We start from the raw sequence: 25,773 nt of genomic DNA on the forward strand, positions 1-25,773 counted from the left end.
GACAGATGCAAGGCGAGAACCGCCCCGACGTCGTGTCCATGGTCGACGTCGAATCGTGGGGCGGGACAGATCACCGGCGACAACAGCGACCCGATCAACCGGCTTGTCTGGGGCCTCAGCGACTGGCGCGGCCCCCAAGTCCACGGCAAGCCGCGGCGCGTGATCGGCTACCTCAACCCCCATGACGCCCATTTCTGGCCCACCCGCCCCCCGATCGGGTTCGTCGTCCCCTCCTACGGCTCACGGCCGAGGTTCACCGCCGACACCCGCGACCTGGCCGCACAGATGATCGCCCACCAGTACACCGACGGCCAGGGCTACGGAACGGCCTCCCCGAGGGCTACGGCACGGTCCGCTGCGACATGAACACCGCCAACGGCTACGACCCGAACAGCTACGCGCCGCCACCGGAATCGAACACGCGGCACGATCACCCGCCCGGTGGACCCGGGCCGCACCCGGCCCACCTCGACCCTCCCCGTTTGTCACCCCCACCCCCTACGGATCGCCCGCACGCGGATGACGGCATCGAGCAACTCGACACCGACGGCCGCGGCGACTTCGGCCGCCGCGACGCGGATCGCAATGTAGTCCAAGGTGAGGTCTATTGCGGCGGAACGGGAATGAGTCGGTCGCGCAGGTCGACGGTCACGGTCGACTCGGGGTTGGGAACCCGGTGACGGCCGGTTTCCGGGCACTGGACCTCGGTACCCCGGTAGGTCAGCACCGTGTGACCCGGTGGGATGGTTCGACGGCGTGCGGCAAAGCCGTTCCCGCGGAACCGCTTCCTTCCGGCTCATCGAGTTCTATCAGCAGGAAACGTATGGGGTGGAAGGAAAAGGCGCAGCGGGACCGGGCGGTCAGCGGGTCAGGAAGGAGGTGACCGTCGCCTCGAACGCTTCCTTGGCCTCGATCATCACCCAGTGGCCGCATTTCGGAAAGATATGCAGCTCGGCGTCGGGGATGAGGCGCATGGGGACCATCGCCATGTCGGGCGGGCTGACGCGGTCGTCGCGGCCCCAGGTGAGGAGCGTCGGGCAGGCGACCTTGTGCATCGACGCCCAATAGGGAGGAGTGTCGGAGGCGGCCATGAACTGCTGCTGCATCTCGAAAGCCGCTGAGCCGTACATCATCTGGGCGGTCTTCTGGGCGTCCGGGTTGATCGCGGCTTCCCAGCGCTCCTCGATGAGCTCCTCGGTGACGAGGGAACGGTCGAAGACCATGGAGTTCAGCCAGCGGACGAGCTTGTCCTTGTCGGGGGCGTCGGTGAACTCCTGCAGGAGACGCAGGCCCTCGCTGGGGCTGGGGCTGAAGACGTTCGGGCCGACGCCGCCGATGGTCACGAGCTTCTCGACACGGTCGGGCTTCTTGATCGCCAGGTTGACGCCGACGACGCCGCCCATCGAGTTGCCGATCATCGGGGCCTTGTCGATGCCGAGCGCATCCATGAACCGGATGACCGAGCCGCCGGCGGTGAGGACCGGGTGACCTTCGACCGCGTCGCTGACGCCGAAGCCGGGGAACTCGATCACGTAGCAGTGATGGGTCTGCGCGAAGTTGCCGAGGTTGCCGCGATAGTTGCGCCAACCGGTGACACCGGGGCCGGACCCGTGCAGGAGGATCAGCGGTGGCGCATCGGCGTCACCGGCCTCGTGGTAGCGCAGGGTGCCCTGGTCGGTCGTCAGTTCCCGTTTGGTCGCATCGTAGGAGACATCCACGCGACTAGACTAGAACGTGTTCTAATACGTTGTCACGGGTGTGCGTGATCGTGCCCGTGACCTGCGGAGATGTGCCCGACTCCGATGATGTCGTGGAGGATGCGATGCACGATCGCATCGCCGACGACCTCGTAGTGGACCCTCCGGCCGACCTTCTCCGACCGCACCCACCCCTGGTCGCGGAGTGCCCGGATCGACTGCGAGGCGGCGTTCTCGGTGATGCCGATCGCGGCGGCGAGCTCGGCGACCGTCGAGCCCGGATGTGCGTGCATCTCGGCGACGAGACGCAGGCGCGTCGGGTCGCTGAGCAGCGTGAAGCGCGCGGCCCATGAGTCCGCGTCGAAATCGGCCATCCGTGCCTCCTCTGCTCGTCCCGCCCCCCGAATTACACCACCGGGCATGAATGCCGGGGTCGAGTGGCGACCGATGTATGTCTGGGAGAACATATGTCTGTGACGACACGTATAGCCCACCGGCCCCTCGGACGCCGCGGACGGCCGGTGATCGTCGTGGTCGCGGCGATGGTGCTCGCCGGAGTGGCCCTCGGCGGATGCGCCGGAGAGCAGGATGCCGCGACGTCGGATCAGATCGTGCTCGCCGAGAGCCAGGACCTCGGCCAGTTCAACCCGATGCTCGGTTACGGGCAGTTGGGTGTGTCGCCGATCTACGACGGACTGTTGGTTCCCGCAGCCGACGGCGACGATCGCGTCCCCGACCTCGTGCCCGCGCTGGCCGCGTCGGCGCCTGAACGCATCGCGCCGCGGACCTGGCGGGTACCGCTGAAGGACGGCGTCACCTTCTCCGACGGCACCGCCTTCGATGCCGCCGACGTGGTCGCGACCTACCGCGCCGCGGTCGACCCGAAGGTGGCGTCGGGTATCTCCACCGACTTCGCGCCGATCGTATCCATCGAAGCCGATGGGCCGCAGGCGATTAGGCTGACCATGAACACCGACGCCGACCCCTCGCCGTACCTCCTTCTCGGCATCGTCCCGTCGGAGAAGGTGGAGGCCGCCCCCGCTGCGAGATGGGCACTGAACACCGAACCCGTGGGAACCGGCCCCTATCGCCTCGAATCCCTCGACCCCGACCAGGAGGTCCTCGTCGCGCGTGACGACCGTCCGGAGTCGCCCGCGGTGCGCAAGATCGTCTACACGCATGTCCCCGACGACAACTCTCGTGCGCAGCTCGTGCAAACCGGCGAGGTCGACGGGGCGGGCCTCCCGCCGCGGCTTGCCGATGGGTTCGTCGACCGTGCGGGAGTCGACGTCGCCGAGGTGGCATCGGCCGACTGGCGGGGAGTGTCGCTGCCGGCCCGCAACGCCTTCACCGCCGACCCCGCTGCGCGCCTGGCGATGAACATCGGCGTCGACCGGGACGCGCTGGTGGACGACGTGCTGCTGGGTAAAGGCGAGCCGGCGAGCACCCCGATCGCAAAGGTCTACGGCGACGCCTTCGACGCCGACGCCCAGTTCGCGCACGACCGTTCGCGGGCTGAGTCGATCCTCGACGACGCGGGCTGGCGCACCGGTTCCGACGGCATACGCGCCCGGAACGGGGTTCGCGCGTCGTTCCCGCTGCTGTACAACGCCGAGGACACCCTGCGCCGCGACCTGGCGGTCGCCTTCGCCGCGTCGATGAAGAAGATCGGCGTCGAGGTGCTCACACGCGGCACCAGCTGGGACGAGATCGACACCAAGATGGACACGGCCGGTGCGCTTCTCGGCGGAGGTGCGACCCCCTACAGCATCGATTCCCAGGTGTACGACGCCCTGCACACCCGCGTGCCGGATTCGTCGCCCTACTCCAACCCGGGCAACTTCACCGCCCCCGGGCTCGACGAAATGCTCGACGCTGCAAGGGAATCGGCGACAGGACCGGAGAACGACGAACGGTACCGACGTATCCAGCAGATATACGCACGCCAGCCGTCGCAGGTGTTCCTCGCCTTCGTCCACCACACCTACGTGGCCCGCAGCACGGGGTGGAACCATGATGCCCCGATCCTCGAACCCCACTCGCACGGCGTGACCTGGGGGCCGTGGTGGAACCTGCCATCCTGGGCGCCGGCGTCGTGACCACGCAGATCCGGTCGGACGCCGAGCGGCTCGCGGCGATCCCGCGTCCCGGTTCGGAAAGTCCGGTCGGCACAGGCAAACACGCACATCGCCCGGGTCGTTCTCGGATCGCCATCCAACTTCTCGGTCGTCGGTTCCTGGTGATGATCCCGACCGTGCTCCTCGTGTCGCTGGGGGTGTTCGCGGTCGCCGCGGCCTCGCCGTTCGACCCGCTGACGGCGCACCTCGGGGACAGGTACCAGTCGGCGACGCAGGCGCAACGGGACGCCGTGACGCAGGCATACGGGCTCGACGACCACTGGTTCACGGCCTGGTGGAAATGGTGGGGCGCGGTGTTCCGGGGAGACCTGGGGTGGTCGTCGACCATGCGCCAGCCGGTCGCCGAGGTGATCGGTCAACGGCTCCCGTTCACCGTCGGAATGTCGTTGGCGGCGTTGCTGTCTGCGGCGGTGATCGCCATCGTCCTCGGTGCGGTGGTCGGCATGCGGCGCGGCGGCCTGCTCGACCGTGCCTGCACATCTCTGGCTGCCATGCTCGCCGCGACACCGCCGTTCGTCGTGTCTCTTCTGCTGGTCAGCGCTTTCGCGGTGGGGCTGGGTTGGTTCCCGACCTCGGGCGCACGGCGCCCGGGTGACGACTATTCGCTCGACGGGCTGCTCACGCACGCGGTGCTGCCCTACCTGGCGTTGACCATCTCGATGATTCCGTGGTTGCTGCTGACGATGCGATCGGCGGTCGTCGACGCTGCGGTGTCCGACGCGGTGCGGGGTGCACGTGCCCGCGGCGTGGGTGGGTGGCCGTTGCTGCGCGGTCACATCGTGCCGGTGTCGGTGCTGCCGACCCTTGCGCTTCTCGGAACACGGCTGCCGGAGCTCATCGCCGGCGCCGCCATCGTCGAAACCGTCTACGGTTGGCCGGGACTCGCCGAGGCGCTCGTCGATTCCGCGGTAGCACTGGACTTCTCGCTTCTCGCGCCACTGGCCGTCGGGTCCGCGGTGCTCGTCCTCATCGGGTCGGCGCTGTCGGATGCGACCGCCGTCTGGATCGATCCGCGGATCGGGTTACGCGCATGACCGCGGTCCACCAGCCGATGACTTCCGAGGTGAGTCGTTGGGCCACGGTTCGCGAGCGCTTCACTCTCGTCGCGCCGTGGATCGTGCTCGGCGTGATCGCGCTCCTCGCCGTGGGCTGGCCTCTCGTCGCCGGCGATCAGACCGCCGACTTCGCACAGGCCTTGCACGCCCCCGGTGGCGGCGCACTGCTCGGTACCGATCATTCCGGCTACGACCTCGGGGTCCGCACTGCGGAGGCGCTGCGCATCTCGTTGCTCATCGCCGCCGCCTGCGCGGTCCTGGCCACCGTCCTCGGTGTGCTCATCGGGATCGCGTCGGTCACCGCCGGCGGGTGGGTCGACGCCATCGTCATGCGCGTCGTCGACGGCGTGAACGCACTGCCTCACCTGGTCGTGGGGGTTGTGATCGCGGCGATGTGGCGCGGTGAACCGGTAGCGATCATCGCGTCGATCGCGCTGACACATTGGCCAGCCGTGGCGCGGGTGGTGCGCGCCGAACTGCTCGAGGCGACCTCGGCCGGGTGGGTGGAGACCGCGCGCCTGGCCGGTGCATCGCGGACCTTCGTCGCGGCCTGCCACCTCCTGCCCGCGGTGTCCGGTCAGATGCTGGTCGCCATGACAGTCCTTCTCCCGCATGCGGTGTGGCACGAGACGGCGCTGTCTTTTCTGGGGGTTGGTCTCTCGCCCGATGCGGCGAGCCTCGGCACCCTCGTCGGGCAAGCTCGCGGCGACGTCCTCACCGGCGCCTGGTGGACGCTGGTGGTTCCCGGTGTGGCGCTGATGGTCACCGCGCTCGCGTTCTCCTGGGCCGCCGCCTCGCTACGGCGCGCCACTCTTCCGCCGACCGGGGAGGTGTGGCGGTGAGTGCTCGGCTCGAGGGCGTGACCGTCGACGTGACCGCCCGAAGCCGCGAACGGGTCCGGGTCCTCGACGACGTGACGATCGATCTGCCGACCGGCTCGATGACCGCCCTGGTCGGCGAATCCGGGTGCGGGAAGTCGATGGTCGCGGCCGCGCTCTGCGGGCTGCTGCCGCCCGGGTCGAGTGTGGCCGGGCGGCTGTCCCTGGGCGACGATGCTTTCCTCGACGACGAGATCAGCGGGCGCGACCCACGCTGGCGGGCGTTGCGTGGACGCCGGGTCGGGCTGGTGCCGCAGTCGGCGGCGACCTCGTTCACGCCGGTGCGCACGCTCGGTCCGCAGCTCGACGAGGTGATCGCCGGCCTCGACGGCCCACGCGACGCCGTCGAGCTGTGCCGAGCGGTGCATCTCGATCCCGACGCGCTGGATCTCTACCCACACGAACTGTCCGGGGGCATGGCGCAACGCGCCGCGATCGCCGCAGCCCTGGCCGGTGATCCGGACATCCTGGTGGCCGACGAACCGACGTCCGCCCTCGATCCCGACCTCGCCGCTGCGATCTGGGCACTCCTCGCAGACACGGCCCGACGCGGCGCCGCCGTCCTGGTGATCACCCACGACATGGACGCGTTACGAACGGGTGGGTGCGATTCCGTGGCGGTCATGCGTGCCGGCCGGATCGTCGAGCAGCGCACTGCCGCCGACCTCGCGTCGTCCGACGACGAGTACGTCGCCGCCTTCTTCGAGCCGGTCGCATGACTACGACACTCGTCGGCAGCGGCCTGACCGCACGTTTCGGCGACCGTGAGGTGTTCACCGATCTCGAAGTCGCCGTTGACGCGGGATCGATCACCGGGGCCGTCGGACGCTCGGGGAGCGGTAAGACGACGTTGCTTCGCATCCTCGCGGGGCTCACCGAACCCGCGGCCGGCACCGTCGAGCAGCGCGGTCTGGAACCACGGCCGGGGACCATCGGACTGCTCGCGCAGCATCCCCGCGTCGTAGCGAACCCGCGCTGGACCCTGCGGCGGATCGTGGCGGAACCCGCCGCGATCGGGCGACGGGACTGCGACACCGAGGCGATCGCCGCACGCGTCGGCCTCGACCCTGCACTCCTCGACCGGTTCCCGTCGCAGGTCTCCGACGGTCAGCTCCAACGTGCGTGCGTCGGACGGCTACTGGTCCAAGCTCCGAAGTTCGTGCTGTGCGACGAACCGACCGCCATGCTCGACCCCATCTCGGCGCGGGCCGTGATCGGGCTGCTCCAAGAGCTGGTCGACGACGGCGCCGGGATGGTGCTGGTCAGCCATCAACGGCGGATCATCGAGGCGCGGTGCGACCGGGTGGTGGATCTCGACGCGAGGTGACGGCTGGTTTCGATACGGCTCGTCGCAGGCTCCTCGCCTACTCAACCAGCGGGAGACGTCGCCTACTCAACCAGCGGAAAGGTCTCACATCTGCAATCGCACCGCGTCGTCCTCGCCCATGGCGTCTTCGAGGACCTCGGGGGAGTAGTCGACGTCGATGTCGGCGACCGAGCGTCCGCGGGCGGATTCGATGGCGGAGAGTCGGCGTTGGGCGCGGTCGGCGGCGTAGGTGAGGAACTCGTCGTTGTCGAGGCCGAAGGGTTGCTCGTCGAACTGCTGGTTGACCCAGTCGATCATGCCGAGCGCCAGCGGGAGGAGCTCGTCCATGCGTTCACCGACGGTGGCCCACAGCGAGTCGTCGGCGGCGACGTGCCGGCGGCAGGTGAAGGTGCCCCACGCCATGTGGCGACGCTCGTCGTCGCTGATGAAGCGGATCAACTTCTGCATGCCGGGGAAGATGTCGTAGCGCGTGCAGACCTTCTGCCAGGCGTGGTACCCCGTCAGCGCCAGGCTGCCCTCGATGACGTGGTTGTAGGTGACGCTGGCGCGAATCTGGTTGCGTGGCGACGCGTCGTGCTCGAGGGCGTGCAGCGACTCCGGCAGCTCCTCGTAGAACAGCCGGCGATAGAAGGGGTTCTCCGCGACGAACGCCTGGAGGTCGCTGCGTAGCCCGACCGAGTCCATCCACATCCGGAAGACCTGGGTGTGCTTGGCCTCTTCGAAGCAGAACTGGGTCAGGTACATCACGTCGCCGAAGCGCCCCTCGGCGGCCATCGCCTTCATGAAGGGCTGAATGTCCTCGGTGACCGCTTCCTCGCCAGCGATGAACTGACTCACGAGATACGTTGCGCTACGGCGCTGCTCGTCGGTGAGCTCGGCCCAGTCCTGCGCGTCCCGCGAGAAGTCGATCGCTACGGGGTCCCAGAACCGCGAGTTCCCTTTGATGAAGAGACGCAACGGAAATGAGTCCCAGTTGAGACCTCCTTGTCGCAATGACGAGAAGTCCTGGCGGCCCTCTTCCTTGTGCTCGATAAGGGTCATGAGATCACCAGCCAACTGCCGAAGAGAATATGAATACCTGACGCTAACGCTTTCCCTTGCGAACAGTGTCGGGTTCAGTGAATTCGCTTGCCGTGGCTAATGTTACGCCTTGTCGAGAACGGGCTCCGACGTCGTGTCCTCGTCCTCGGTCTTGGCCAGTGCACTCGGCCACCAGATCTTGTGACCGATGTCGAGGGTCAGCGCGGGCACCAGGAGGGTGCGCACGATGAGCGTGTCGATGAGGACGCCGAACGCCACCAGGAACGCCACCTGAGCAAGGAACAGCAGCGGGATCACGGCGAGCGCGGCGAAGGTCGCCGCCAGCACGACACCGGCCGAGGTGATGACTCCGCCGGTCGCGGTGAGGCCGCGGATCATGCCGATGCGGGTCCCGTGCCGGAGCGCTTCCTCGCGCACGCGGGTCATCAGGAAGATGTTGTAGTCGATGCCGAGCGCCACGAGGAACACGAAGGCGAACAGCGGGACCACCGGGTCGGCGCCGGGGAAGCCGAACGGACCGTTGAACAGCAGCGCCGCGACGCCCAGCGTCGTCGCGAACGACAACACCGTGGTCGCCAGCAGGATCGCCGGCGCCAGGACGCTGCGGAGCAGCGCCACCAGCACGAGGAACACCACGATCAGCACGATCGGGATGATCAGGTTGCGGTCGTGGATCGACGCCTCACGGGTGTCGAGATCGATGGCCGTGGTGCCGCCGACCAGGGCGTCGGCATTCGGTACCGAGTCGACCGCCGAGCGGATGTCGGAGACCGTGTCCTGCGCGGCGAGCGACTCCGCGTTGTCGGTCAGCGTCGCGGTGATCGCGACCTTGCCGTCGACCACCTTCGGGGCGTCGCCCTCGGTGATGAACGAGGCGTTGGCGACGCCGTCGGTCCCGCGAACCACGTCGAGGACGGCAGGTCCGGCCGCCTGATCGGCGATGACGTAGGTGGGTGTGCCACTACCGGCGTCGAAGTGCTCGGCCTGGATCTCGGCGCCCTCCACGGACTCGACGGTGCCCATGAAGAAGTCCGTCGAGGCGATGCCGTCGGCCTTGAAGGTCGGGGCGAACGCGGCACCGATGAGCAGCATGATCAGCGTGCCCGCCCAGATGGCGCGCGGCTTGGATGCGACCGTGTCGGCGATGCGCTTCCACAGGCGGTGGGTGGCGCCGCTGTCGGCCGAGGTCTCCGGCGCGTACTTGGGGCGCAGCGGCCAGAACGCGGTGCGGCCGAGCAGAGCGAGCGCGGCGGGCAGGAACGTCATCGACGCCAGGAACGACGCGACGATGCCGATCGCGGCGACCGGTCCCAGGCTTTTGTTGGAGTTCAGATCCGACAGCAGCAGACACAGGACACCGGCGATGACGGTGCCCGCCGACGCGGAGACCGGCTCGATCGTCGCGCGCCATGCCTGCTTGAGTGCGGCGTACTTGTCCTCGGTGGCCATCAGTTCCTCGCGATAGCGGGACACGAGCAGCAGCGCGTAGTCCGTCGCGGCGCCGAAGACGAGGATGAACAGGATGCCCTGGCTCTGGCCGTTGAGGTCGAGCACGCCCTGCTTGGTCAGGAAGTAGACGAGTCCGGATGCGAGTCCGAGGGCAAAGACCGCGGAGATGACCACCACGAACGGCAGGATCGGGCTGCGGTAGACGACGATCAGGATCAGGATCACGACGGCTCCCGCGACCAACAGCAGCAGACCGTCGATGCCGGCGAAAGCCTCGCCGAGGTCGGCAACCTGGCCCGCAGGACCGGTGACCGCGACCGTCAGACCGTCCGGTGCGTTCGCCAGCTTGTCGCGCAGGAGCTCGACCGTGTCCGCGGGCTCGTCGTTGCTCTGGATCGGGACGAAGACCTGGGCGGCCTGGCCGTCCTGCGACGGGATGGGCGGGGACACCGCCGGGCCGAAACCGGGTGTACCGGCCAGGTCGGAGGTGGTGGTGCGCAGGAAGTCGAGATCGCCGGGGGTGATCCCGTTCGAGCGTTCGGCGATGACGATGGCGGGGATCTCGTCGGTGTCCTGGAAGTCGGCCAGCAGATTCTGGACCTGCGTCGACTCGGCCGAGGCGGGGAGGAACGAGCTGTTGTCGTTGCTCGCGACGCTCGCCAGCTTGCCGGCGAACGGACCCGTGATGCCGCCGACAATCAACCAGCCCAGAAGGAGAAGAGCGGGGATCAGCCAGCGGAGCCTGCGGGTGGGACGGGGACTCGAAACGGTCTTGTCCGGCATTGGGTCATCGTTCCATGAGTCCTCCGTGCGCGCGGAGGAAGGGCTCGAGGGCGGTCGCATGCAGCCGATTCGGCGCCGAGCGCGCGCCGGATCGCCGCGCAGGCGCATGGCACGGATCACGTCAAATGGCTGCGGCAATCGGACATGTGGACCAACATGTGACCTACGTCGCATAAGCAGACGGCGATATCTGATGGCCCTGTCTCGGGGCAGCGCGAGCGAGGAGTACATGTGAAGACCAAGGGTGCAGTTCTCCGGAATCCGGGCGAGAAGTGGCAGATCGAGGAATTCGAGCTCGGCGACCCGGTGGCAGGCGAAGTCCAGGTGAAGCTCGTCAGCTCGGGTCTCTGCCACAGCGATCATCACCTCCGCACCGGTGACAGCCCGGCGCCGATGCCGGTGCTGGGCGGACACGAGGGTGCCGGCGTCGTGACCAAGGTCGGCCCGGGTGTCACCCGCCTCAAGGAGGGTGACCATGTCGTCACCGCGTTCATCCCGGCATGCGGAACCTGTGAGCCGTGTTCGCGCGGTCAGCAGAACATCTGCGACGAGGGCGCGCGCCTGCTGACCGGCTTGTCCATCTCCGACGACACCAACCGGGCACACACCCATGACGGACTGCCGCTCGTGCAGATGTGCATGCTCGGCACGTTCGCGCCCTACATCACGGTCAACCAGGCGTCGCTGGTGAAGATCGAGGACGACATCCCACTGCAGGCCGCAGCCCTACTCGGATGCGGTGTGGCCACCGGTTGGGGTTCGGCGGTCGAGATCGGCGGCACGCATGCCGGCGACACGGTGGTGGTGGTCGGCATCGGCGGTGTCGGTATCAACTCGGTCCAGGGAGCCGCGGCAGCCGGTGCACGCAACGTCATCGCCGTCGACCCGGTGCCCTTCAAGCTGCAGATGGCCGAAAAGCTGGGTGCGACACACACCTTCGCCTCCATGGAGGACGCGCTCGAAGCCATCGGGGACATCACCTGGGGCCGGATGGCCAACACCACCATCCTCACCGTCGGCGAGATCGACGGCTCGATGATCGCCCCCGCTCTGGCCCTCACCGGCAAGGGCGGCCAGGTCGTCGTGGTGGGCATGGGCAACTTCCAGTCGATGGACGCCCAGATGAACCTCTTCGAGCTCACCCTCCTGCAGAAGCGGGTCCAGGGTGCGATCTTCGGTGGTGCGAGCCCACGGACCCAGGTCCCGGCCCTGCTCAACGAATACCGCGCGGGCAAGCTCAACCTCGAAGATCTGGTGACCAACACCTACCGGCTCGACCAGATCAACGAGGCCTACGACGACATGCTGGCGGGCAACAACATTCGCGGCATGATCGTCTACGGGGAAGACGATTACTGATCGTTCTCCGACGCGCTGATCAGCGACGCCAGGTCACCCTGCGGTGGCCTGGCGTTTCTGATTGATCAACAGGTTGAGGAAACGGAGACCGAGCCCGAGGAGTATCAGCGTGCTGGCCATCTGGATCGACACCGCGATCCGTGCCCCCTGCGAATCCGCTGCGATGTCACCGAAACCCGTTGTCGTGAACACTGTCAGACAGAAGTACAGCGCGTCGACGCGGGTGAGTTGCGCGTTGAAGCTCCCCGGATCGTATTCGGAGAAAAGGAAGTAGGTGGCGGCGAAGGCGGTGACGTAGAACGTCGCCAGGGCCACGAGCATCTCCATCGCGGTCGCGACCGGGTGTACGGAGCGGGCGAACCTGTGCACCTCCCACAGGCAGAACGCGGTCAGAAGCCCGGCGCCCACCGTCATTCCGAGAATGTTGAGATCGCTCGCCTTGTTGATCGGCAGCAGGAAGTAGCCGATCAGCAACACGACCGCGGCACCGATGGGTCGAAGCAGCGCCACGGTCAGGTCGCGGCCCTTCGCGATGGTCACCGGTGGCGGCGCCCCCGGTGCCGGGGCGCCGTCGGGCACGCCGCCGTCGGCACCGGATGCGTCGTTCACCAGATCCGGACCCGCTGGTCCTGCTCGAGATACAGTGCGTCCCCGGGCTTCACGTCGAAGGCCTCGTAGAAGGCGTCCATGTTCCGCACGACACCGTTGCAGCGGAACTCTGGCGGCGAGTGCGGGTCGATGGACAGACGGCGGATCGCCTCGGCGTCGCGGGTCTTGGTGCGCCAGATCTGCGCCCAGCTGAAGAACACGCGCTGGGTCCCCGTGAGCCCGTCGATGACCGGCGGTTCGGTGCCCTCCGTCGCGATCTCGTACGCCACGAGTGCGATCGAGAGTCCGCCGAGGTCGCCGATGTTCTCGCCGATGGTGAAGTCGCCGTTGACCTTGTGCTCCGGGTCGAGGCCCGTCGGGGTGAACTCGCCGTACTGGTCGATGAGCTTGCGTGTACGGGACGAGAACTCGGTGCGGTCGGTGTCGGTCCACCAGTCGACGAGGTTGCCGTCGCCGTCGTACTTCGCGCCCTGATCATCGAAGCCGTGCCCGATCTCGTGACCGATGACCGCGCCGATGCCGCCGTAGTTGACCGCGTCGTCGGCCTCGGGGTCGAAGAACGGGGGCTGCAGGATGGCGGCCGGGAAGACGATCTCGTTCATGCCCGGGTTGTAGTAGGCGTTGACCGTCTGTGGGGTCATGAACCACTCGTCGTGGTCCACCGGTCCGCCGATCTTGGCGAACTCGCGGTCCTGCTCGAACGACGAAGCGCGCGCGACGTTCCCGATGAGATCGCCACGGTCGACGCTCAGCGCGCTGTAGTCGCGCCACTTGGCCGGGTAGCCGATCTTGGGGGTGAACTTCTCGAGCTTGGCGAGCGCCTTCTCCCGGGTGTCCGGGGTCATCCACGGGAGTTCGGAGATGTTGCGGCGGTAGGCCTTCACCAGGTTGGCGATCAGCTCGTCCATGCGCGCCTTCGCCTCTGGCGGGAAGTGCTTGGCCACATAGAGTTTGCCGACCGCGAAGCCCATCGCGCCCTCGACGAACCCGACGCCGCGCTTCCAGCGGTCGCGGATGGTCTCCGCGCCGGTCAGCGTGCGGCCGTAGAAGTCGAAATTCTCGTCGACGAAGTCCGACGACAGGTACGACGCGGCGGAGCGGAGCAGTCGCCACGTCAGCCAGGTCTTCCACTCGTCGAGCGAACGAGAGGTGATCAGCGCCGACGCCCCCGACACGAAGGAGGGTTGCGCGACGACGACCTCGGCGAAGGTCGGGTCGCCGGTGGTGCCCAGTCCGCCCAGCCACTCGCCGATCGGGAAACCGTCAGCGGCGGAAGAGAACTCGTCCAGCGTCATCAGGTTGTAGGTGAGTTCGGCGTCGCGGCGCTTCACCACGTCCCAGTGCTCGGCCGCGATGGCGGTCTCGAGGTCGAGGATGGTGGCGGCGCGGGCGGCCGCGTCGTCGAAGCCGGCGAGGGCGAACATCCGCTCCACATGTGCCACGTAGGCGGTGCGGGTCTCCGCGTGCTTGTCCTCGCGGTAATACGACTCGTCGGGTAGGCCCAGTCCGGACTGGGTGACGTGCACCAGGTAGCGGTCGGACTTCTTGGCGTCGGTGTCGACGTAGTAGCCGAACAGTCCGCCGGCGCCGTGGCGTTGGAGCCGCCCGATGCGCCGGGCGAGTGCGTCCACCGAATCGATGGCGGCGATCTTCTCGAGCTCGCCGGTGATCGGGCCGATGCCGAGCGCCTCGATGTGGTCGGTGTCCATGAACGAGGCGTAGAGGTCGCCGATCTTCTGCGCGTCGGAGCCGCTCGCGGGGCTCGACTCCGCACACTCGGTGATGATGTCGCGGACGTTCTCCTCGGAGTTGTCGCGCAGCACGTGGAACGCTCCGTCGACCGAACGGTCGTCGGGGATGACGTGCGACTCCAACCACTTGCCGTTGACGTGGGCGAACAGATCGTCCTGGATGCGGACGGAATCGTCGACCCACTCGAGGTCGAGTCCGGACTTTAGATCGGTATTCGAAGCAGTCACGCGCTCCATCCTGTCACCGGATCGGCGATCCGTCAGCAGCGTTCGGTACCGGCGAAATCACGCGAGGTCCCGGTGAGGTCCCTACGGTGGATCCATGGTGGAAGAAACCAGCTACGACGTCGTCGTGATCGGCGGCGGGCCGGTCGGCGAGAACGCCGCCGACTATGCGATACGGGGCAGCGATCGCACCGCTGCGATCGTCGAACACGAACTGATGGGCGGGGAGTGTTCCTACTGGGCCTGCATGCCGTCCAAGGCGCTGCTCGGACCTGGGAACGCGCTCGGCGAGGCGCGGGCGCTGGGCGGGTCCCGGGAACGGGCGTCGGCGTCGAACCCGGAACCCTCCGGCGTACTCGAGTGGCGCGACACCGTCACCGGCCGTCTCGACAACAGCAGCACCACGCACGACGACACCGGTCAGGTGCGATGGGCCAACGGTGCCGGCATCGAGGTGATCCGCGGCCACGGGCGGATCGTCGGGGAGAAACAGGTCCAGGTCGGTGACCGGCTCCTGACCGCCCGCGAGGCGGTGGTCGTCGCCACCGGGAGTACCGCATCCGTCCCACCGATCCCGGGATTGCGCGAGGCGCTGCCGTGGACCTCGCGCGACGCGACCAACATCCTCGACATCCCGGAACGGGTGGTGGTGCTCGGTGGTGGGGTCGTGGCCTGCGAGGCCGCGACGTGGCTGCTCGACCTGGGGGTGCGCAGTCTCGTGATGGCGATCCGAGGAGACCGGCTGCTGCCGAAGATGGAACCCTTTGTCGGAGAACGGGTTGCCGACGCGCTGCGGGAACGCGGCGCCGACATCCGCTTCGGGACGACGATCGAATCCGTCGAGAGGTCCGACGCCGCGGCCACCGGATACGGACGACTCCACGGCGGCCCGGCGGTCGTCCGGCTCACCGGCGACGGGGCCGGCGAGCTCACCGTCGACGAGATCCTAGTCGCTGCCGGAAGGGCGCCTGCGACAACCGATCTGGGACTGGACTCGCTGGGGTTGGAGGCCAAGGGGCCGCTCCGGGTCGACGATCACCTCACGGTGCCGGGCCATCCCTGGCTCTACTCGGTCGGGGATGTGAACGGCCGCAACGCGTTGACCCACATGGGCAAGTACCAGGCGCGGGTCGCCGGCGACGTCATCGCCGCGCGGGCCGAGGGTCGGGAGCTCGACGGCCCGCGGTACGTCGCGAGTTCCGACCATGCGGCGGTGCCGCAGGTGGTGTTCACGCGACCGGAGATCTCGTCGGTCGGGCTCACCCGACAGCAGGCGACCGAGGCCGGCATCGACGTGCGTGTCGCCGAGGGCGCGATCTCGGTGGCCGGGTCGTACCTGTTGGGGCCCGACTACTCGGGGTACGCATCGCTGGTAGTCGACGCCGCGAGGGACGTTGTCGTCGGTGCGACCTTCGTCGGCTCGCAGACCGGTGAACTGGCGCACTCGGCGACGGTCGCGATCGTCGGCGAGGTGCCGCTGTCACGGTTGTGGCACGCGGTCCCGTCGTATCCGACGGTCAGCGAGGTGTGGCTGCGGCTGCTCGATCAGCTGCGCTGACCTGCGCAGAACCGCGACTCCACTACTCGGAGACGGCGCTTCTGCATCCCGGTCGCGACATTGGCTGTGAGTGGTCTGACCACTTGACCACCTGGCCGACTGTGGTTACGGTCACAGGTATGCCCTTCCAACCGGTGACCCAGCAGAGCGCGCCCGAGATCGTCTTCGACCAGATCGTCGAAGGTGTGCTGTCCGGCGATCTGGCCGCCGGTGAGGCGCTCCCCAGCGAGCGGGAACTGGCGCGAATGCTGGGGGTCTCCCGGCCGACGGTCCGCGAGGCGCTCAAGCGGGTCGCGGCGTCGGGGCTCGTCACCATTCGGCAGGGTGACGGCGCGCGGGTCCAGGACATCGCCCGGACGGGCGGCCTCGACCTCCTGCCGCGTCTGCTCATCCGCAGCGGTGCGCTCGTGCCGAGTGTCGCGCGGTCGATCGTCGAGGCGCGCGCCGTCGTCGGCCCGGAGGTCGCTCGCCTCGCGGCGCAGCGTGCCTCCGACGATCACCTGGTCGCGATCCGATCGGTACTCGACCGTCTCGCCGTGGAGCCCGAACCCATCGGTCAGCAGGTCGCTGCGCTGGAGTTCTGGAGCGCCGTCATCGACGCAGCCGACTCGATCGCCTTCCGGCTCATGTACAACTCGCTGCGCGCCGCCTATGAGCCCGCGGTCCCCGCTCTCGCCGGGGTGCTGGAGCCCGAGGTCGGGAACATCCAAGGCTACCGCGCACTCGTCGACACCATCGCTGCACACGATCCCGAACGTGCCGAGGTCGCGGCCCGCGCTCTGCTCGAACCCGCGACGTCGGCACTACTCGCACTGTGCGAGGCGCTCGAAAAAGCAGAAACCACACCGGGGGAGGGACACTGATGTCCGCAGACGAGATCGACATCCGGGCACGCCGACAGGTGGCGGCCGAGGAGCGGAGAATGCGGTCGCGGCACTCGATGTCGTTGCGCGACGCCTCCGCCGAGTTCATTCGACATCCGTCGCCGTGGATCATGGCGGCCTTCCTCGCCACCGCGCTGGTGGCAAGGATGTGGCTGGGCGGCTGGGGTCTCGCCGACCTGCTCGTCCCGGTGGTCATGGTCGCGAGCTTCCCGCTGGTGGAGTGGCTGATCCACGTGTTCGTCCTGCACTGGCGCCCCAAGCGACTGGGCCCGGTCACCATCGACCCGCTGGTCGCGCGCAAACATCGTGAGCATCATCGCGACCCCCGCGACATCCCGCTCATCTTCATCCCGTGGCAGGTGCTGATCGCGGTCGTGATCGCCGCCGTCATCGTCGGGTTGTTCGTCTTCGCCAGCGTCGAGCGTGGGCTGACCTTCCTGGTCGTGCTCCCGGCGATCGGGCTGGTCTACGAGTGGACGCACTACCTGATCCACTCCGACTACCGGCCGCGGCATGCGTTCTACCGCCGGCTCTGGCGCAACCACCGGTTCCACCACTACCGCAACGAGCACTACTGGTTCGCGGTCACCACGGCCGGAACCGTCGACCGTTTGCTGCGGACCGACCCCGACCCCGACACCGTCGAGAAGTCGCCGACCGCGAAGGATCTCCACGCGTTGTCGCGGACGTCGCACTGATCGCTACCGGTCCGTTCCGGGTCGCCATCGTGTGAAAACATCGGAAGTCGTGCGCGACAACCCCATCGAAGACAACTCGAGGGCCTTCCGCCCCGTCCCCGACCTGGTCCGATTCACCGTCGGCGACGCGCCGTGGTGGCTGCTGTACCGGGCGGCTGGCTGGTCGGTGGTCCAGCAGATGGTGTGGGACTTCCCGGAGGAAGTGAACCCGGAGAGTCTCCGACGGTTCAACGACGCGCTGTGTCACGGTCGGCTGCACCGGCAACTTGTCGAGCCACGAGTGCGTGGCGCCCGACCGTATTGGGTCCGGGCACCTCGGCCGGTGCCTCTCGTTCTCGACGAGCAGCGGATCGCCGACGACGCGGTGGCTGACTGGGCCCTGGACGAATTGCGCGGCGTCCGGCTCGACCCGGACGAGGGGCGCTGCTGGCGTCTGCGTGCCGCCGTGACGGAGACCGGCCGCACCGTGGTGTCGCTGTGCACGTTGCACATGGTCGCCGACGGCAAAGCACGTGTCGCCGCGGTCGCCGAGGCGCTGGCAGCCGTCGAGCGGGGCGATCGGATGATCCCGCCGAAGGTCCCGCACCCGGTCGCGTCGCGATCCTCCGACGTCGTCGACGCCGCGCGGCACCTCGGCGCGGCCTGCGCCGGGATTCTGCGAGCGGTGAAGGCCGACATCCGGACGGTCGAAGACGAGAGACAACCCCTTGACTCGCGGGCGCCCCGTTCCCCGCTCGCTGAGCGGGCACCAGCGGCGACCCCGGTCTGGACGACCGCGACCGTCCCCACTGCCGACTGGGACGAGGTCGCCCGCAGTCACGGAGGCACCGCCAACTCGCTGTACATCGCGGTCGTCTCGGGCCTGCTCCGGGCCAGCGGTTACACCGCACCGGACAATCAGATCAAGGTCGGCATCCCGGTCGCGGCCCGAACCGACGAGGATCACGACCGGGGTAACGCGGTGGCGGGCGTGTCGATCTACCTCTCGCCCGTACCCGCCCCCGTGATGGATCTCGGCGTGATCCGCGAGGAATGCCGAAGGGCCTACAAGGCGCTGGCGGGCGGCCGACGCGCGACCGAGGTACACCTGGTGCCCCTGGGGTGGTTCCTCCCGCCGTCTCTGATCGCGAAGAGGGGAGCCCCGGAGGCCTCGTATCCGGACGCTATGGCATCGAACATCGGCGACCTTCCACCCGAAGTGTGCACCGTCGGAGGGGTCCGAGCATCGGCGGTCACGGTGCGGGGCGTCCCGCAAGGCGTCGACTCCGAGGGTCGACTTCGCTACGGCGAGGGGATTCACGCCTGGATGGCGCGAACGGAGACGAACGTGACATTCACCCTGTGCGGCTTCGACGAGCAGCACTTCGTCGACGACGACACACTTCGGCGGCTGCTTGCCGAGGAGTTGACCGCCTGGGGCCTGCCGCACCGGATCTGGTGACTGCGGCCGGGTCCGCTCGCAGGCCTCAGGAACCCCCGAGCCCCGTTGCCATCGACCAGACCAGGATCTCGGCGCCGGCGTCGGACGTGACCGACATCAGTTCGGCGTCGACGGCGCGCACGGCGTCCCCGGCACGCAAGGCTGCGGGCTCCGCGTCGACGGTGGCCTGAGCCCGGCCCGCGACGACGAAAAGCAGCGTGAAGCGGGCAGTCGGGATCTCGGACTTCCCGCCGGGGCTCAACCGCACGGCGTAGAGGGTGGCGCCGGCGTTGGCGATCGAGATCGCGGCCCCGCGGCCGGGGTCACCGGAAGCGACGGGGATCAGCTCGCCGGCGGCCAACCGATCGGCGACGTCGGCCTGGTCGTAGGACGGCTCGAGGCCGTGGCGGTCGGGCATCAGCCACATCTGGACGTAGTGCACCGGTTGGGTTCCCGAACCGGCCAGGTCCGGCCATGCGTCGTTGCGCTCGGAGTGTTCGACCCCGGTCCCGGCGCTCATCCGTTGCACCAGACCCGGATAGAGCACGCCCGCGTGTCCGGCCGAATCCCGGTGCACGAGCGACCCGGACACCACCCAGGTGACGATCTCGCTCTCCTGATGGTGGTGGAGGTCGAAACCCTCGCCGGGTGCCACCTCCTCGTCGTTGAACGCGAGGAGGGCGCCGAAATGGGTGTTGTCGGGATCGTAGTAGTCGCCGAAGGAGAACCCGTGCCGCGAAGTGAGCCAGTCGGTCGTCGTGACCATACGATCGTCGCCGGGGATCACCGTGAAAGCCATGGGTCCATCATCGCAGTCGGTCGACCCCGCCTTCGGTCGAGATCGCCGCGGTTTCGTGAACGAAACCACACCCGGTCGTCGGCTGTGGTGTGAAGATTACAGGACGAGACGCGTTCGTGACCGGCTTGATTCCCGAATGGAAGCTGAGAGCGTCGATTTCGAGTGTGACAAGAGTGAAAATTGTCGTCATGAAGATCTGGGTCAAGCGCGCAACGTCCGCCGCTTGTGCCGCGGTCACCTGTGCCGTCGTCGTGAGCTCCTGTTCGCTCACCGGAACGTCGAACTCCGGTGCCGCCGCCGCCATCGATGCGTTCGCCACCGCGCTGAGCCGCCAGGACGCCGGCGGTGCCGCGCAGTTCACGACTGCCCCTGGTCAAGCCGGTGACAGTCTGACCACGACGCTGAAAGAGATGTCAGCACAACGGATCGACGTCGACATCGAGAAACCCGTCGAGTACAGCGACGGCACCGCGACCTTCGCCCTGACCACCAAGTGGAACTGGGACAAGGGACGCGTCTACGAGGCGAACAGCGAGGGAACCGCACGGAAGCTGTCGTCGGGCTGGAAGGTCACCTGGGATCCGGCGATCCTGCATCCGGGACTCGGCGCCGGCGGACACCTCCGCGAGATCCGGACCGACGCGACGCCCGCGCCGTCGGTGCGCAGCCGGTCGGGCAAGGTCTTCATGTACCTCCAGCCGGTCAACGAAATCGTCATCGACCCTGCACAAACCCGCGATCTGGCCGCGACGACCCGGGCGCTGTCCGGGGTCATCGCGCCGATCGCCCCGCTGATCACCCCCGCGGTCATCAGCGAGAAGCTGGCCGAGGCGCCCGGCAAGCCGGTCATCGCCGTGACCCTGCGCGATCCGGACATGCAGGTTCTCGCCGGTGATCCCGCCCGCGTGCCCGGGGTGAGCGTGAACCGCACCGACCAGCTCGTCATGGCCGACCGACGTCTGTCGTCGCCGCTCGAGGACGGCCTGACCAACTACTGGCAGGCGATCCGCGACGCCACCGCCGGCTGGCAGGTCGAGATGGTCAATCCCGGCCTCCGGCCCCGCCGTCTCGCCGGTGAGCAGGGACCGCCCGGACCCGACGTGTTGTCGACCGTCGACCAGGGTGTGCAGCTGACCCTGGGCGACGCCGCGGTCGAGGTCGGGCAGCCTGCCACGATCCTCACCCTCGACGCCCAGAGCGGTGCGATCCTCGGCATGGCGCAGAACACCTACGCCGCCGAACGCAACATCGAGATCGATCGGGCGTACCCGGTCGGCTCGACGCTGAACCCGGTTTTCGACGAGGTCGGCCGCGTCTCCGGCGCACAACCCGAGCAGGCGGAGACGCTCCTCGACCGCCTGGGCCTCGGCGTGCAGTTCACCGTCCCCGGTGCCAGCGTCCCGACACCGGGACAACCCGGTATCGCGACTATCGGCTTCCGTCCGGGCCAGACCAACATGTCGATGACCAACATGGGTGCGCTCGGCGTCGCCCTGGCACGGGCCGCCGCGGGTCAGCCGTCGTCGGTGCCGCCGTTCGTCCTCAAGAACGTGCCCACCAAGGTCGCCGGCGGTGAACTCGGAGGCCTCGACCCTGCGCTGGTCGGACCGATCCTGCGGGCGATGACCACCACCGCGACCACCGGCGATGCGAGCGACCTGACCCGTGCTCCCGGCCTGAAGGCGCTGGTCGGGACCAACGGTCCCGAGGGGCCGGGCTGGTTCGTCGGCATCCAGGGTGGGCAGGTCGTCGTGATCTACACCGAGGGTCCGAAGTCGGGTACCGCGGCGCTCCAGGTGGCGCAGAAGTACTTCACGATCAAGTAGGCGCGAACGTCGGCCGTCGGGGAGGCCGTGCGAAGAGTCAGCGGGTGGCGGCGCGCCGGCCCAGGTAGGCGAACACCGCGCGCCACCCGAGCAGGAACAGGGCCAGCGTCACGGTCGCGACGATGACGAAGCTGACGGCCACGCCCTGGCTGAGGATGAAGCGCAGGATCATCGCGACGGTCACGGTGCAGAACCAGATGACGATGCCGACCGGCACGACGCGGTCGGGCCGGAAGTCGTGGCCGAAGAAGTCGCTGGAGCGCACATGGGCGTACACGTAGGTGATCGACCAGCCGGCCGCACAGCCGACCAGGAACGGCCACAGTGTGTGCAGGAAGGCGACCGGGGCGTACCCCTCTTCGTGGCTGGCCCGGCCGATCGCCACGAAGATCGTGATGGCCACCGCGTCGAACAGGGCGGCCATCGGCCCGGTCGCGGTTCCCCGCACCGGTGAGGTCCCCTCCTCGGTGGGGTTCGGGATCGACATGGTGGATTACCGTACCGGGTCCGGCGGCGGATCAGTGTCGGAACCTTGACCGGGTTCCATGCCGGAGGACTCCTGGTGCGCAGCCGCGTCGACGTCGCGTTCCACCTCGTCGATGAAGGTGTCGTCGCGCCGGATCCGGTTGCGGAACATGATCGCGATGACGACCCAGCCGACCACCGCGACGAAGACGTAGCTGATGATGCGGTAGATCAGGACGGCGGTGATGGCGTCGGCGGCGGGCATGCCGGCACTGGTCAGGGCGGGGACCAGCACGGCGTCGACGACGCCGATACCGCCCGGGAGCAGCGGGATCGCCGTGCCGACGGCCTTGCCGGCCGCGTACGCGACCATCAGTCCCGCGATACTCGGGTGTGCGTCGACGGCCCAGCAGGCGAACATCAGGCAGGCGACGTCGGCGACCCAGTTGAACAGGCTCCAACCGAACGCGATCGACGTGTCGCGTTTGGTGAGCTGCACGGCCCGGAGCTGTTCCAGCAGTTCGAAGAGCTTCTCGGTGCCGTGGTCGTCGGGCTTGTTGCGGAGCTGATTGATCCACCCCAGCACCCGGATCCCGGTGCTCTTCAGCGACTCGGGGTGGCTGGCGAGGTACTGCAGGACGATGGCGACGGCGAGCAGCCCGGCGACCGAGAAGACGACCGAGAACGGGCTCGTCTTGGCGCCGGCGAGCATCGCGCCGCCGAAACCGAGAACCGCGAGTCCGACGCCGGCGAGCAGACCCGACATCACGACCTGCCACGACGCGACGACCGGCGTCGCGCCCCACTTGCGGGTCTCGCGGTAGGTGAAGGCCGGCGCCAGCACCTGGCCGCCCGGCATGGTCTGGCTCAGCGAGTTGGCGGCGAGGATGACCGACAGCGACTTCCACTGCGTCACCCGGACGCCGGCCGAGCGCAACAATGCCCGCTGGACCTGCGCGAAGCTGTCCATCGACAGCATCGCGGCCACGACACACGCGAACACCCAATGCCATTTGATGTTGTCGATGCGCAGCCAGGCCTTCTTCAACTCGGGCCAGATCAGCACGATCTCGACACCGAGGATCACCAGGACGACGGCAAGGAGGACCCAGCGCACCCACCAGAAGCGGGGGCGGGTGGCGGGGCGTGCGGTCACATCCCCTGGTGAGCCAACATCCTCCGACATAGGTGACACCCTAGGCCAGGGTGCGCTCCCGCATGTCCACCACCGTCCGCTGACCGGACTGTCTACTGTTGCTCTCGTGAGCGAAGCCGAACCGGCCGGTCGGCCGCACGTAACCCCCGACCTCGCGTCCATCGACCGTGCCAGGGTCCACCCGCAGGTGCGGGCCGCCGCCGAATGGGCGTGGCGACTGCTCCTGCTCCTCGTCGCCGCCTACGTCGCCGCGAAGCTCTTCGTGGAGTTCGAAGAGGTGCTGGTCCCGGTCGCGCTGGCGATCCTGGTGGCGGCGATGCTCGTACCCGCGGTCGACGCCCTCGACCGTCGCGGGGTACCGAGGTCGCTGGCGGTGCTGCTCAACATCCTCCTGGCGCTGGGCTTCATCGCCGGGGTGATGACGTTCGTGGTGCGCGAGTTCATGCGGGGTGTGCCGCAGCTGGTCGACGAGGTCAGCGACACGGTCGAGCGCACCAAGCAGTGGCTGATCGAGGGGCCGCTCGATCTCGATCCGGAGCAGGTGCGTAACGCCGGCTCGGACGTCGTGAACTTTCTGCAGCACAATCAGGATCGCGTCACCAGCGGCGCACTCGCGACCGCGACCACCGCGAGCGAGATCATCACCGGTGCACTGTTGACCCTCTTCCTCCTCATCTTCTTCCTCTACGGCGGGGCGGAGATCTGGCGGTTCTCCACCGGTCTCGTGCCGTCGGGGAGTCGTGACCGGGTGTGGCGAGCGGGGATCGCCGGGTTCGGGACGCTCGTCGGATACGTGCGGGCGACGGTCGCCGTGGCCTTCGTCGACGCCTGCGGTATCGGTGTCGGCCTGGCCATCCTGCAGGTGCCACTCGCGCTTCCGCTGGCATCGCTGGTGTTCCTCGGTGCCTTCATCCCGATCGTCGGTGCGCTGTTGAGCGGTTCATTGGCGGTGCTGGTCGCCCTGATCACCCAGGGGTGGATCGCGGCCGTGGTCGCACTCGCGATCGTGGTCGGCGTGATGCAGCTGGAAAGTCATGTGCTGCAGCCGTTCCTGCTCGGTCGTTCGGTGCGGTTGCATCCGGTGGCCGTGGTCCTCGGCATCGCCGCGGGCCTGGTCTCGGCCGGGATCATCGGCGGCCTGCTGGCCGTGCCGCTGATCGCCTTCCTCAACACCGCGATACGTCACCTCAAGGGCGCGGCCGACGCCGAGCGCGACACCGAGGTCCACCCCGGCGGATATGTCGCCGAACCCAACGAACCCATGTGGGACACCGCCGATCCCGACGCGACCGCGGAGGCCGTGGGCGAGGGAGGGACGAAACCGCACGCAGCGACCCCGCCGGAGCGCGACCCCGAGACAGGCCCGCAGGACCCCGGGACGTCATGAGCGCACAGCCGTCGACGCGGTGGGTCGCGCAGATGCGGGACACGGAGGCGGGGCGACTGGCCCGCGCCGTCGACGTCGATCCGGTCGGCCCACTGTGGCGTGGTGCGCAGATCTTCCGGGTGCTGTCCTATCTCTACGCACTCGGCTTCCAGATGGCGATCAACGACGACCTCCAACATCGGGCCGTCGCGTGGGCACTCTTCGGTCTGCTGACCGTCTGGACAGCGGTCAGCGGGATCGGATACTTCGTCGGATTCGCCCGTAGCCGCTACTGGGTGACCGCCGAAGTGTTGTTGGTCTGCGGCCTGATGCTGTCCACCTCCTATGTGGCCGACGCCGAGTGGGCGTGGAACAACCAGACCTGGCCGACGACGCTGTGGGCCACCAACGCGGTCATCTCGGTCGCGATCCTGGCGGGGCCGGTCGGCGGGATCGTCACCGGACTCGTCGTCGGCGGGACGAGCACGTTCGTCAAGGGCGAGCTGAACCTGAACTTCGGGCGCAACGCCACGATCATCGTGATCGTCGCCACCGGGATGGCGGTGGGCCTCGCGGCGGCGAATGCCCGACGCTCCCATGAGAAGCTCTCGGCCGCAGCGCGAATCGCGGCGGCCGCGGAGGAACGCGAACGCCTGTCTCGCGAGGTGCACGACGGTGTGTTGCAGGTGCTCGCACTCATCGCCCGACGCGGCCGTGAGATCGGCGGGCCCACCGCAGAATTGGCCTCACTGGCCGCCGAACAGGAACGCGCGCTACGCCGGTTGATCTCCGACGCCGGCGACGCGGGCTCCGAGTCCGTGCTCGACGGCGCGGGAGAAACCGGCGAACTCGACCTCGCGGCCGCCCTGCGGGACTTCGCCGACGACCGGGTCTCGGTGAGCGCGCCGGCCGACCCGGTTGCGGTACCCGCCCACATCGGGCAGGAGATCCGCGCCGCGGTGCTCAACGCCCTCGACAACACCCGCCATCACGCGGGGCCCGATGCGCGCGCCTACATCCTGGTGGAGGATCTGGGGGACGACGTGGTGGTCAGCGTGCGCGACGACGGTATCGGGATCAGTGCGGGCCGGCTGGCGCAAGCGGTGTCGCAAGGGCGCCTCGGCGTCGCGAAATCCATTGTCGGACGGATTGAATCGCTGGGCGGGAGCGCTGTCCTCGACACCGAACCCGGTGGCGGGACCGAGTGGGAGTTCACGGTTCCGCGGCAGCCGCGCCGGCAGGGCTTCAGCGGGAGCAGTACTGAGGGCCGGCGGAACTGATGGGAGAAA

General features: G+C 68.3%; 22 protein-coding genes and 1 pseudogene. 14 read left to right on the forward strand and 9 right to left on the reverse strand.

What is annotated here, in order from left to right:
• Positions 1-366 (forward strand): annotated as a pseudogene (locus M1L58_RS13260) (hypothetical protein); the annotation flags it as partial.
• Positions 367-860: 494 nt separating this feature from the next.
• Here the strand turns inward: M1L58_RS13260 and M1L58_RS13265 are convergent.
• Both M1L58_RS13265 and M1L58_RS13270 read right to left on the reverse strand, forming a co-directional pair.
• The gene (locus M1L58_RS13265; RefSeq protein ID WP_248659230.1) at positions 861-1,718 is read right to left on the reverse strand and encodes an alpha/beta fold hydrolase; all 858 of its coding nucleotides are present in this window, start codon (positions 1,716-1,718) and stop codon (positions 861-863) included.
• 32 nt (positions 1,719-1,750) lie between these two features.
• The gene (locus M1L58_RS13270) at positions 1,751-2,071 is read right to left on the reverse strand and encodes an ArsR/SmtB family transcription factor (RefSeq protein ID WP_248659231.1); all 321 of its coding nucleotides are present in this window, start codon (positions 2,069-2,071) and stop codon (positions 1,751-1,753) included.
• A 93-nt stretch (positions 2,072-2,164) separates the two neighbouring features.
• Between M1L58_RS13270 and M1L58_RS13275 the strand changes: the two genes are divergently transcribed.
• From M1L58_RS13275 to M1L58_RS13295, 5 genes are read left to right on the forward strand one after another with little or no spacing between them, the layout of a single operon-like run.
• Complete coding sequence (locus tag M1L58_RS13275; RefSeq protein ID WP_248659232.1) at positions 2,165-3,796, forward strand: ABC transporter substrate-binding protein; 1,632 nt, start codon at positions 2,165-2,167, stop codon at positions 3,794-3,796.
• Positions 3,793-4,869 carry an ABC transporter permease gene (locus M1L58_RS13280; RefSeq protein WP_248659307.1) on the forward strand — a complete coding sequence of 359 codons (1,077 nt, stop codon included), beginning with the start codon at positions 3,793-3,795 and terminating at the stop codon, positions 4,867-4,869. Before M1L58_RS13275 ends, M1L58_RS13280 begins: the two co-directional genes overlap by 4 nt.
• A complete protein-coding gene (locus M1L58_RS13285) occupies positions 4,866-5,732 on the forward strand; it encodes an ABC transporter permease (RefSeq protein ID WP_374112716.1) in 867 nt (288 codons plus the stop codon). Before M1L58_RS13280 ends, M1L58_RS13285 begins: the two co-directional genes overlap by 4 nt.
• Positions 5,729-6,487: an ATP-binding cassette domain-containing protein gene (locus M1L58_RS13290; protein ID WP_248659233.1), complete on the forward strand. Its 759-nt coding sequence runs from the start codon at positions 5,729-5,731 to the stop codon at positions 6,485-6,487. Before M1L58_RS13285 ends, M1L58_RS13290 begins: the two co-directional genes overlap by 4 nt.
• On the forward strand, positions 6,484-7,095 hold the full coding sequence (locus tag M1L58_RS13295; RefSeq protein ID WP_248659234.1) for an ABC transporter ATP-binding protein: 612 nt from the start codon (positions 6,484-6,486) through the stop codon (positions 7,093-7,095). Before M1L58_RS13290 ends, M1L58_RS13295 begins: the two co-directional genes overlap by 4 nt.
• An 84-nt stretch (positions 7,096-7,179) precedes the next feature.
• On the opposite strand, the gene M1L58_RS13300 is transcribed toward M1L58_RS13295, so the two are convergent.
• A complete protein-coding gene (locus tag M1L58_RS13300; RefSeq protein ID WP_248659235.1) occupies positions 7,180-8,136 on the reverse strand; it encodes a R2-like ligand-binding oxidase in 957 nt (318 codons plus the stop codon).
• Positions 8,137-8,238: 102 nt separating this feature from the next.
• Complete coding sequence (locus M1L58_RS13305; RefSeq protein WP_248659236.1) at positions 8,239-10,368, reverse strand: MMPL family transporter; 2,130 nt, start codon at positions 10,366-10,368, stop codon at positions 8,239-8,241.
• Positions 10,369-10,599: 231 nt separating this feature from the next.
• Between M1L58_RS13305 and M1L58_RS13310 the strand changes: the two genes are divergently transcribed.
• Positions 10,600-11,727, forward strand: coding sequence for an NDMA-dependent alcohol dehydrogenase (locus M1L58_RS13310; protein ID WP_248659237.1), 1,128 nt, complete (start codon positions 10,600-10,602; stop codon positions 11,725-11,727).
• 33 nt (positions 11,728-11,760) lie between these two features.
• Here M1L58_RS13310 and M1L58_RS13315 read toward each other — a convergent pair whose 3' ends face one another.
• Positions 11,761-12,336 carry an ion channel gene (locus M1L58_RS13315; protein WP_248659238.1) on the reverse strand — a complete coding sequence of 192 codons (576 nt, stop codon included), beginning with the start codon at positions 12,334-12,336 and terminating at the stop codon, positions 11,761-11,763.
• Positions 12,333-14,324, reverse strand: a complete 1,992-nt coding sequence (locus tag M1L58_RS13320) for a M13 family metallopeptidase (protein ID WP_248659239.1) — start codon at positions 14,322-14,324, stop codon at positions 12,333-12,335. The genes M1L58_RS13315 and M1L58_RS13320 overlap by 4 nt, the downstream gene beginning before the upstream one ends.
• An 85-nt stretch (positions 14,325-14,409) precedes the next feature.
• Here M1L58_RS13320 and M1L58_RS13325 point away from each other — a divergent pair, with 85 nt between their 5' ends.
• From M1L58_RS13325 to M1L58_RS13340, 4 genes are all read left to right on the forward strand, one after another.
• Positions 14,410-15,870, forward strand: a complete 1,461-nt coding sequence (locus tag M1L58_RS13325; protein WP_248659240.1) for a dihydrolipoyl dehydrogenase family protein — start codon at positions 14,410-14,412, stop codon at positions 15,868-15,870.
• Positions 15,871-15,989: 119 nt separating this feature from the next.
• The gene (locus M1L58_RS13330; protein ID WP_248659241.1) at positions 15,990-16,733 is read left to right on the forward strand and encodes a FadR/GntR family transcriptional regulator; all 744 of its coding nucleotides are present in this window, start codon (positions 15,990-15,992) and stop codon (positions 16,731-16,733) included.
• Entirely contained in the window at positions 16,733-17,452 is a 720-nt protein-coding gene (locus M1L58_RS13335) for a sterol desaturase family protein (RefSeq protein WP_248659242.1), read from the forward strand. Before M1L58_RS13330 ends, M1L58_RS13335 begins: the two co-directional genes overlap by 1 nt.
• 49 nt (positions 17,453-17,501) lie before the next feature.
• A complete protein-coding gene (locus tag M1L58_RS13340; RefSeq protein WP_248659243.1) occupies positions 17,502-18,893 on the forward strand; it encodes a hypothetical protein in 1,392 nt (463 codons plus the stop codon).
• 25 nt (positions 18,894-18,918) lie between these two features.
• On the opposite strand, the gene M1L58_RS13345 is transcribed toward M1L58_RS13340, so the two are convergent.
• Positions 18,919-19,671, reverse strand: a complete 753-nt coding sequence (locus M1L58_RS13345; protein ID WP_248659244.1) for a pirin family protein — start codon at positions 19,669-19,671, stop codon at positions 18,919-18,921.
• A gap of 188 nt (positions 19,672-19,859) precedes the next feature.
• On the opposite strand from M1L58_RS13345, the gene M1L58_RS13350 reads away from it, so the two are divergent.
• The gene (locus M1L58_RS13350) at positions 19,860-21,497 is read left to right on the forward strand and encodes an NTF2-like N-terminal transpeptidase domain-containing protein (protein WP_248659245.1); all 1,638 of its coding nucleotides are present in this window, start codon (positions 19,860-19,862) and stop codon (positions 21,495-21,497) included.
• Between the two features lie 37 nt (positions 21,498-21,534).
• Here the strand turns inward: M1L58_RS13350 and M1L58_RS13355 are convergent, their stop codons facing one another.
• Positions 21,535-21,984 carry a DUF3054 domain-containing protein gene (locus tag M1L58_RS13355; protein WP_248659246.1) on the reverse strand — a complete coding sequence of 150 codons (450 nt, stop codon included), beginning with the start codon at positions 21,982-21,984 and terminating at the stop codon, positions 21,535-21,537.
• A 6-nt stretch (positions 21,985-21,990) separates the two neighbouring features.
• Positions 21,991-23,148, reverse strand: coding sequence for a lysylphosphatidylglycerol synthase transmembrane domain-containing protein (locus tag M1L58_RS13360; RefSeq protein ID WP_040537146.1), 1,158 nt, complete (start codon positions 23,146-23,148; stop codon positions 21,991-21,993).
• A gap of 76 nt (positions 23,149-23,224) precedes the next feature.
• Here M1L58_RS13360 and M1L58_RS13365 point away from each other — a divergent pair, with 76 nt between their 5' ends.
• Positions 23,225-24,505: an AI-2E family transporter gene (locus tag M1L58_RS13365; RefSeq protein WP_248659247.1), complete on the forward strand. Its 1,281-nt coding sequence runs from the start codon at positions 23,225-23,227 to the stop codon at positions 24,503-24,505.
• The gene (gene macS / locus M1L58_RS13370) at positions 24,502-25,764 is read left to right on the forward strand and encodes a MacS family sensor histidine kinase (RefSeq protein ID WP_248659248.1); all 1,263 of its coding nucleotides are present in this window, start codon (positions 24,502-24,504) and stop codon (positions 25,762-25,764) included. Before M1L58_RS13365 ends, macS begins: the two co-directional genes overlap by 4 nt.
• Positions 25,765-25,773 lie beyond the last annotated feature (9 nt).

It is taken from the genome of Gordonia sp. C13 (genome assembly GCF_023218005.1).
Lineage (GTDB): Bacteria > Actinomycetota > Actinomycetes > Mycobacteriales > Mycobacteriaceae > Gordonia > Gordonia namibiensis.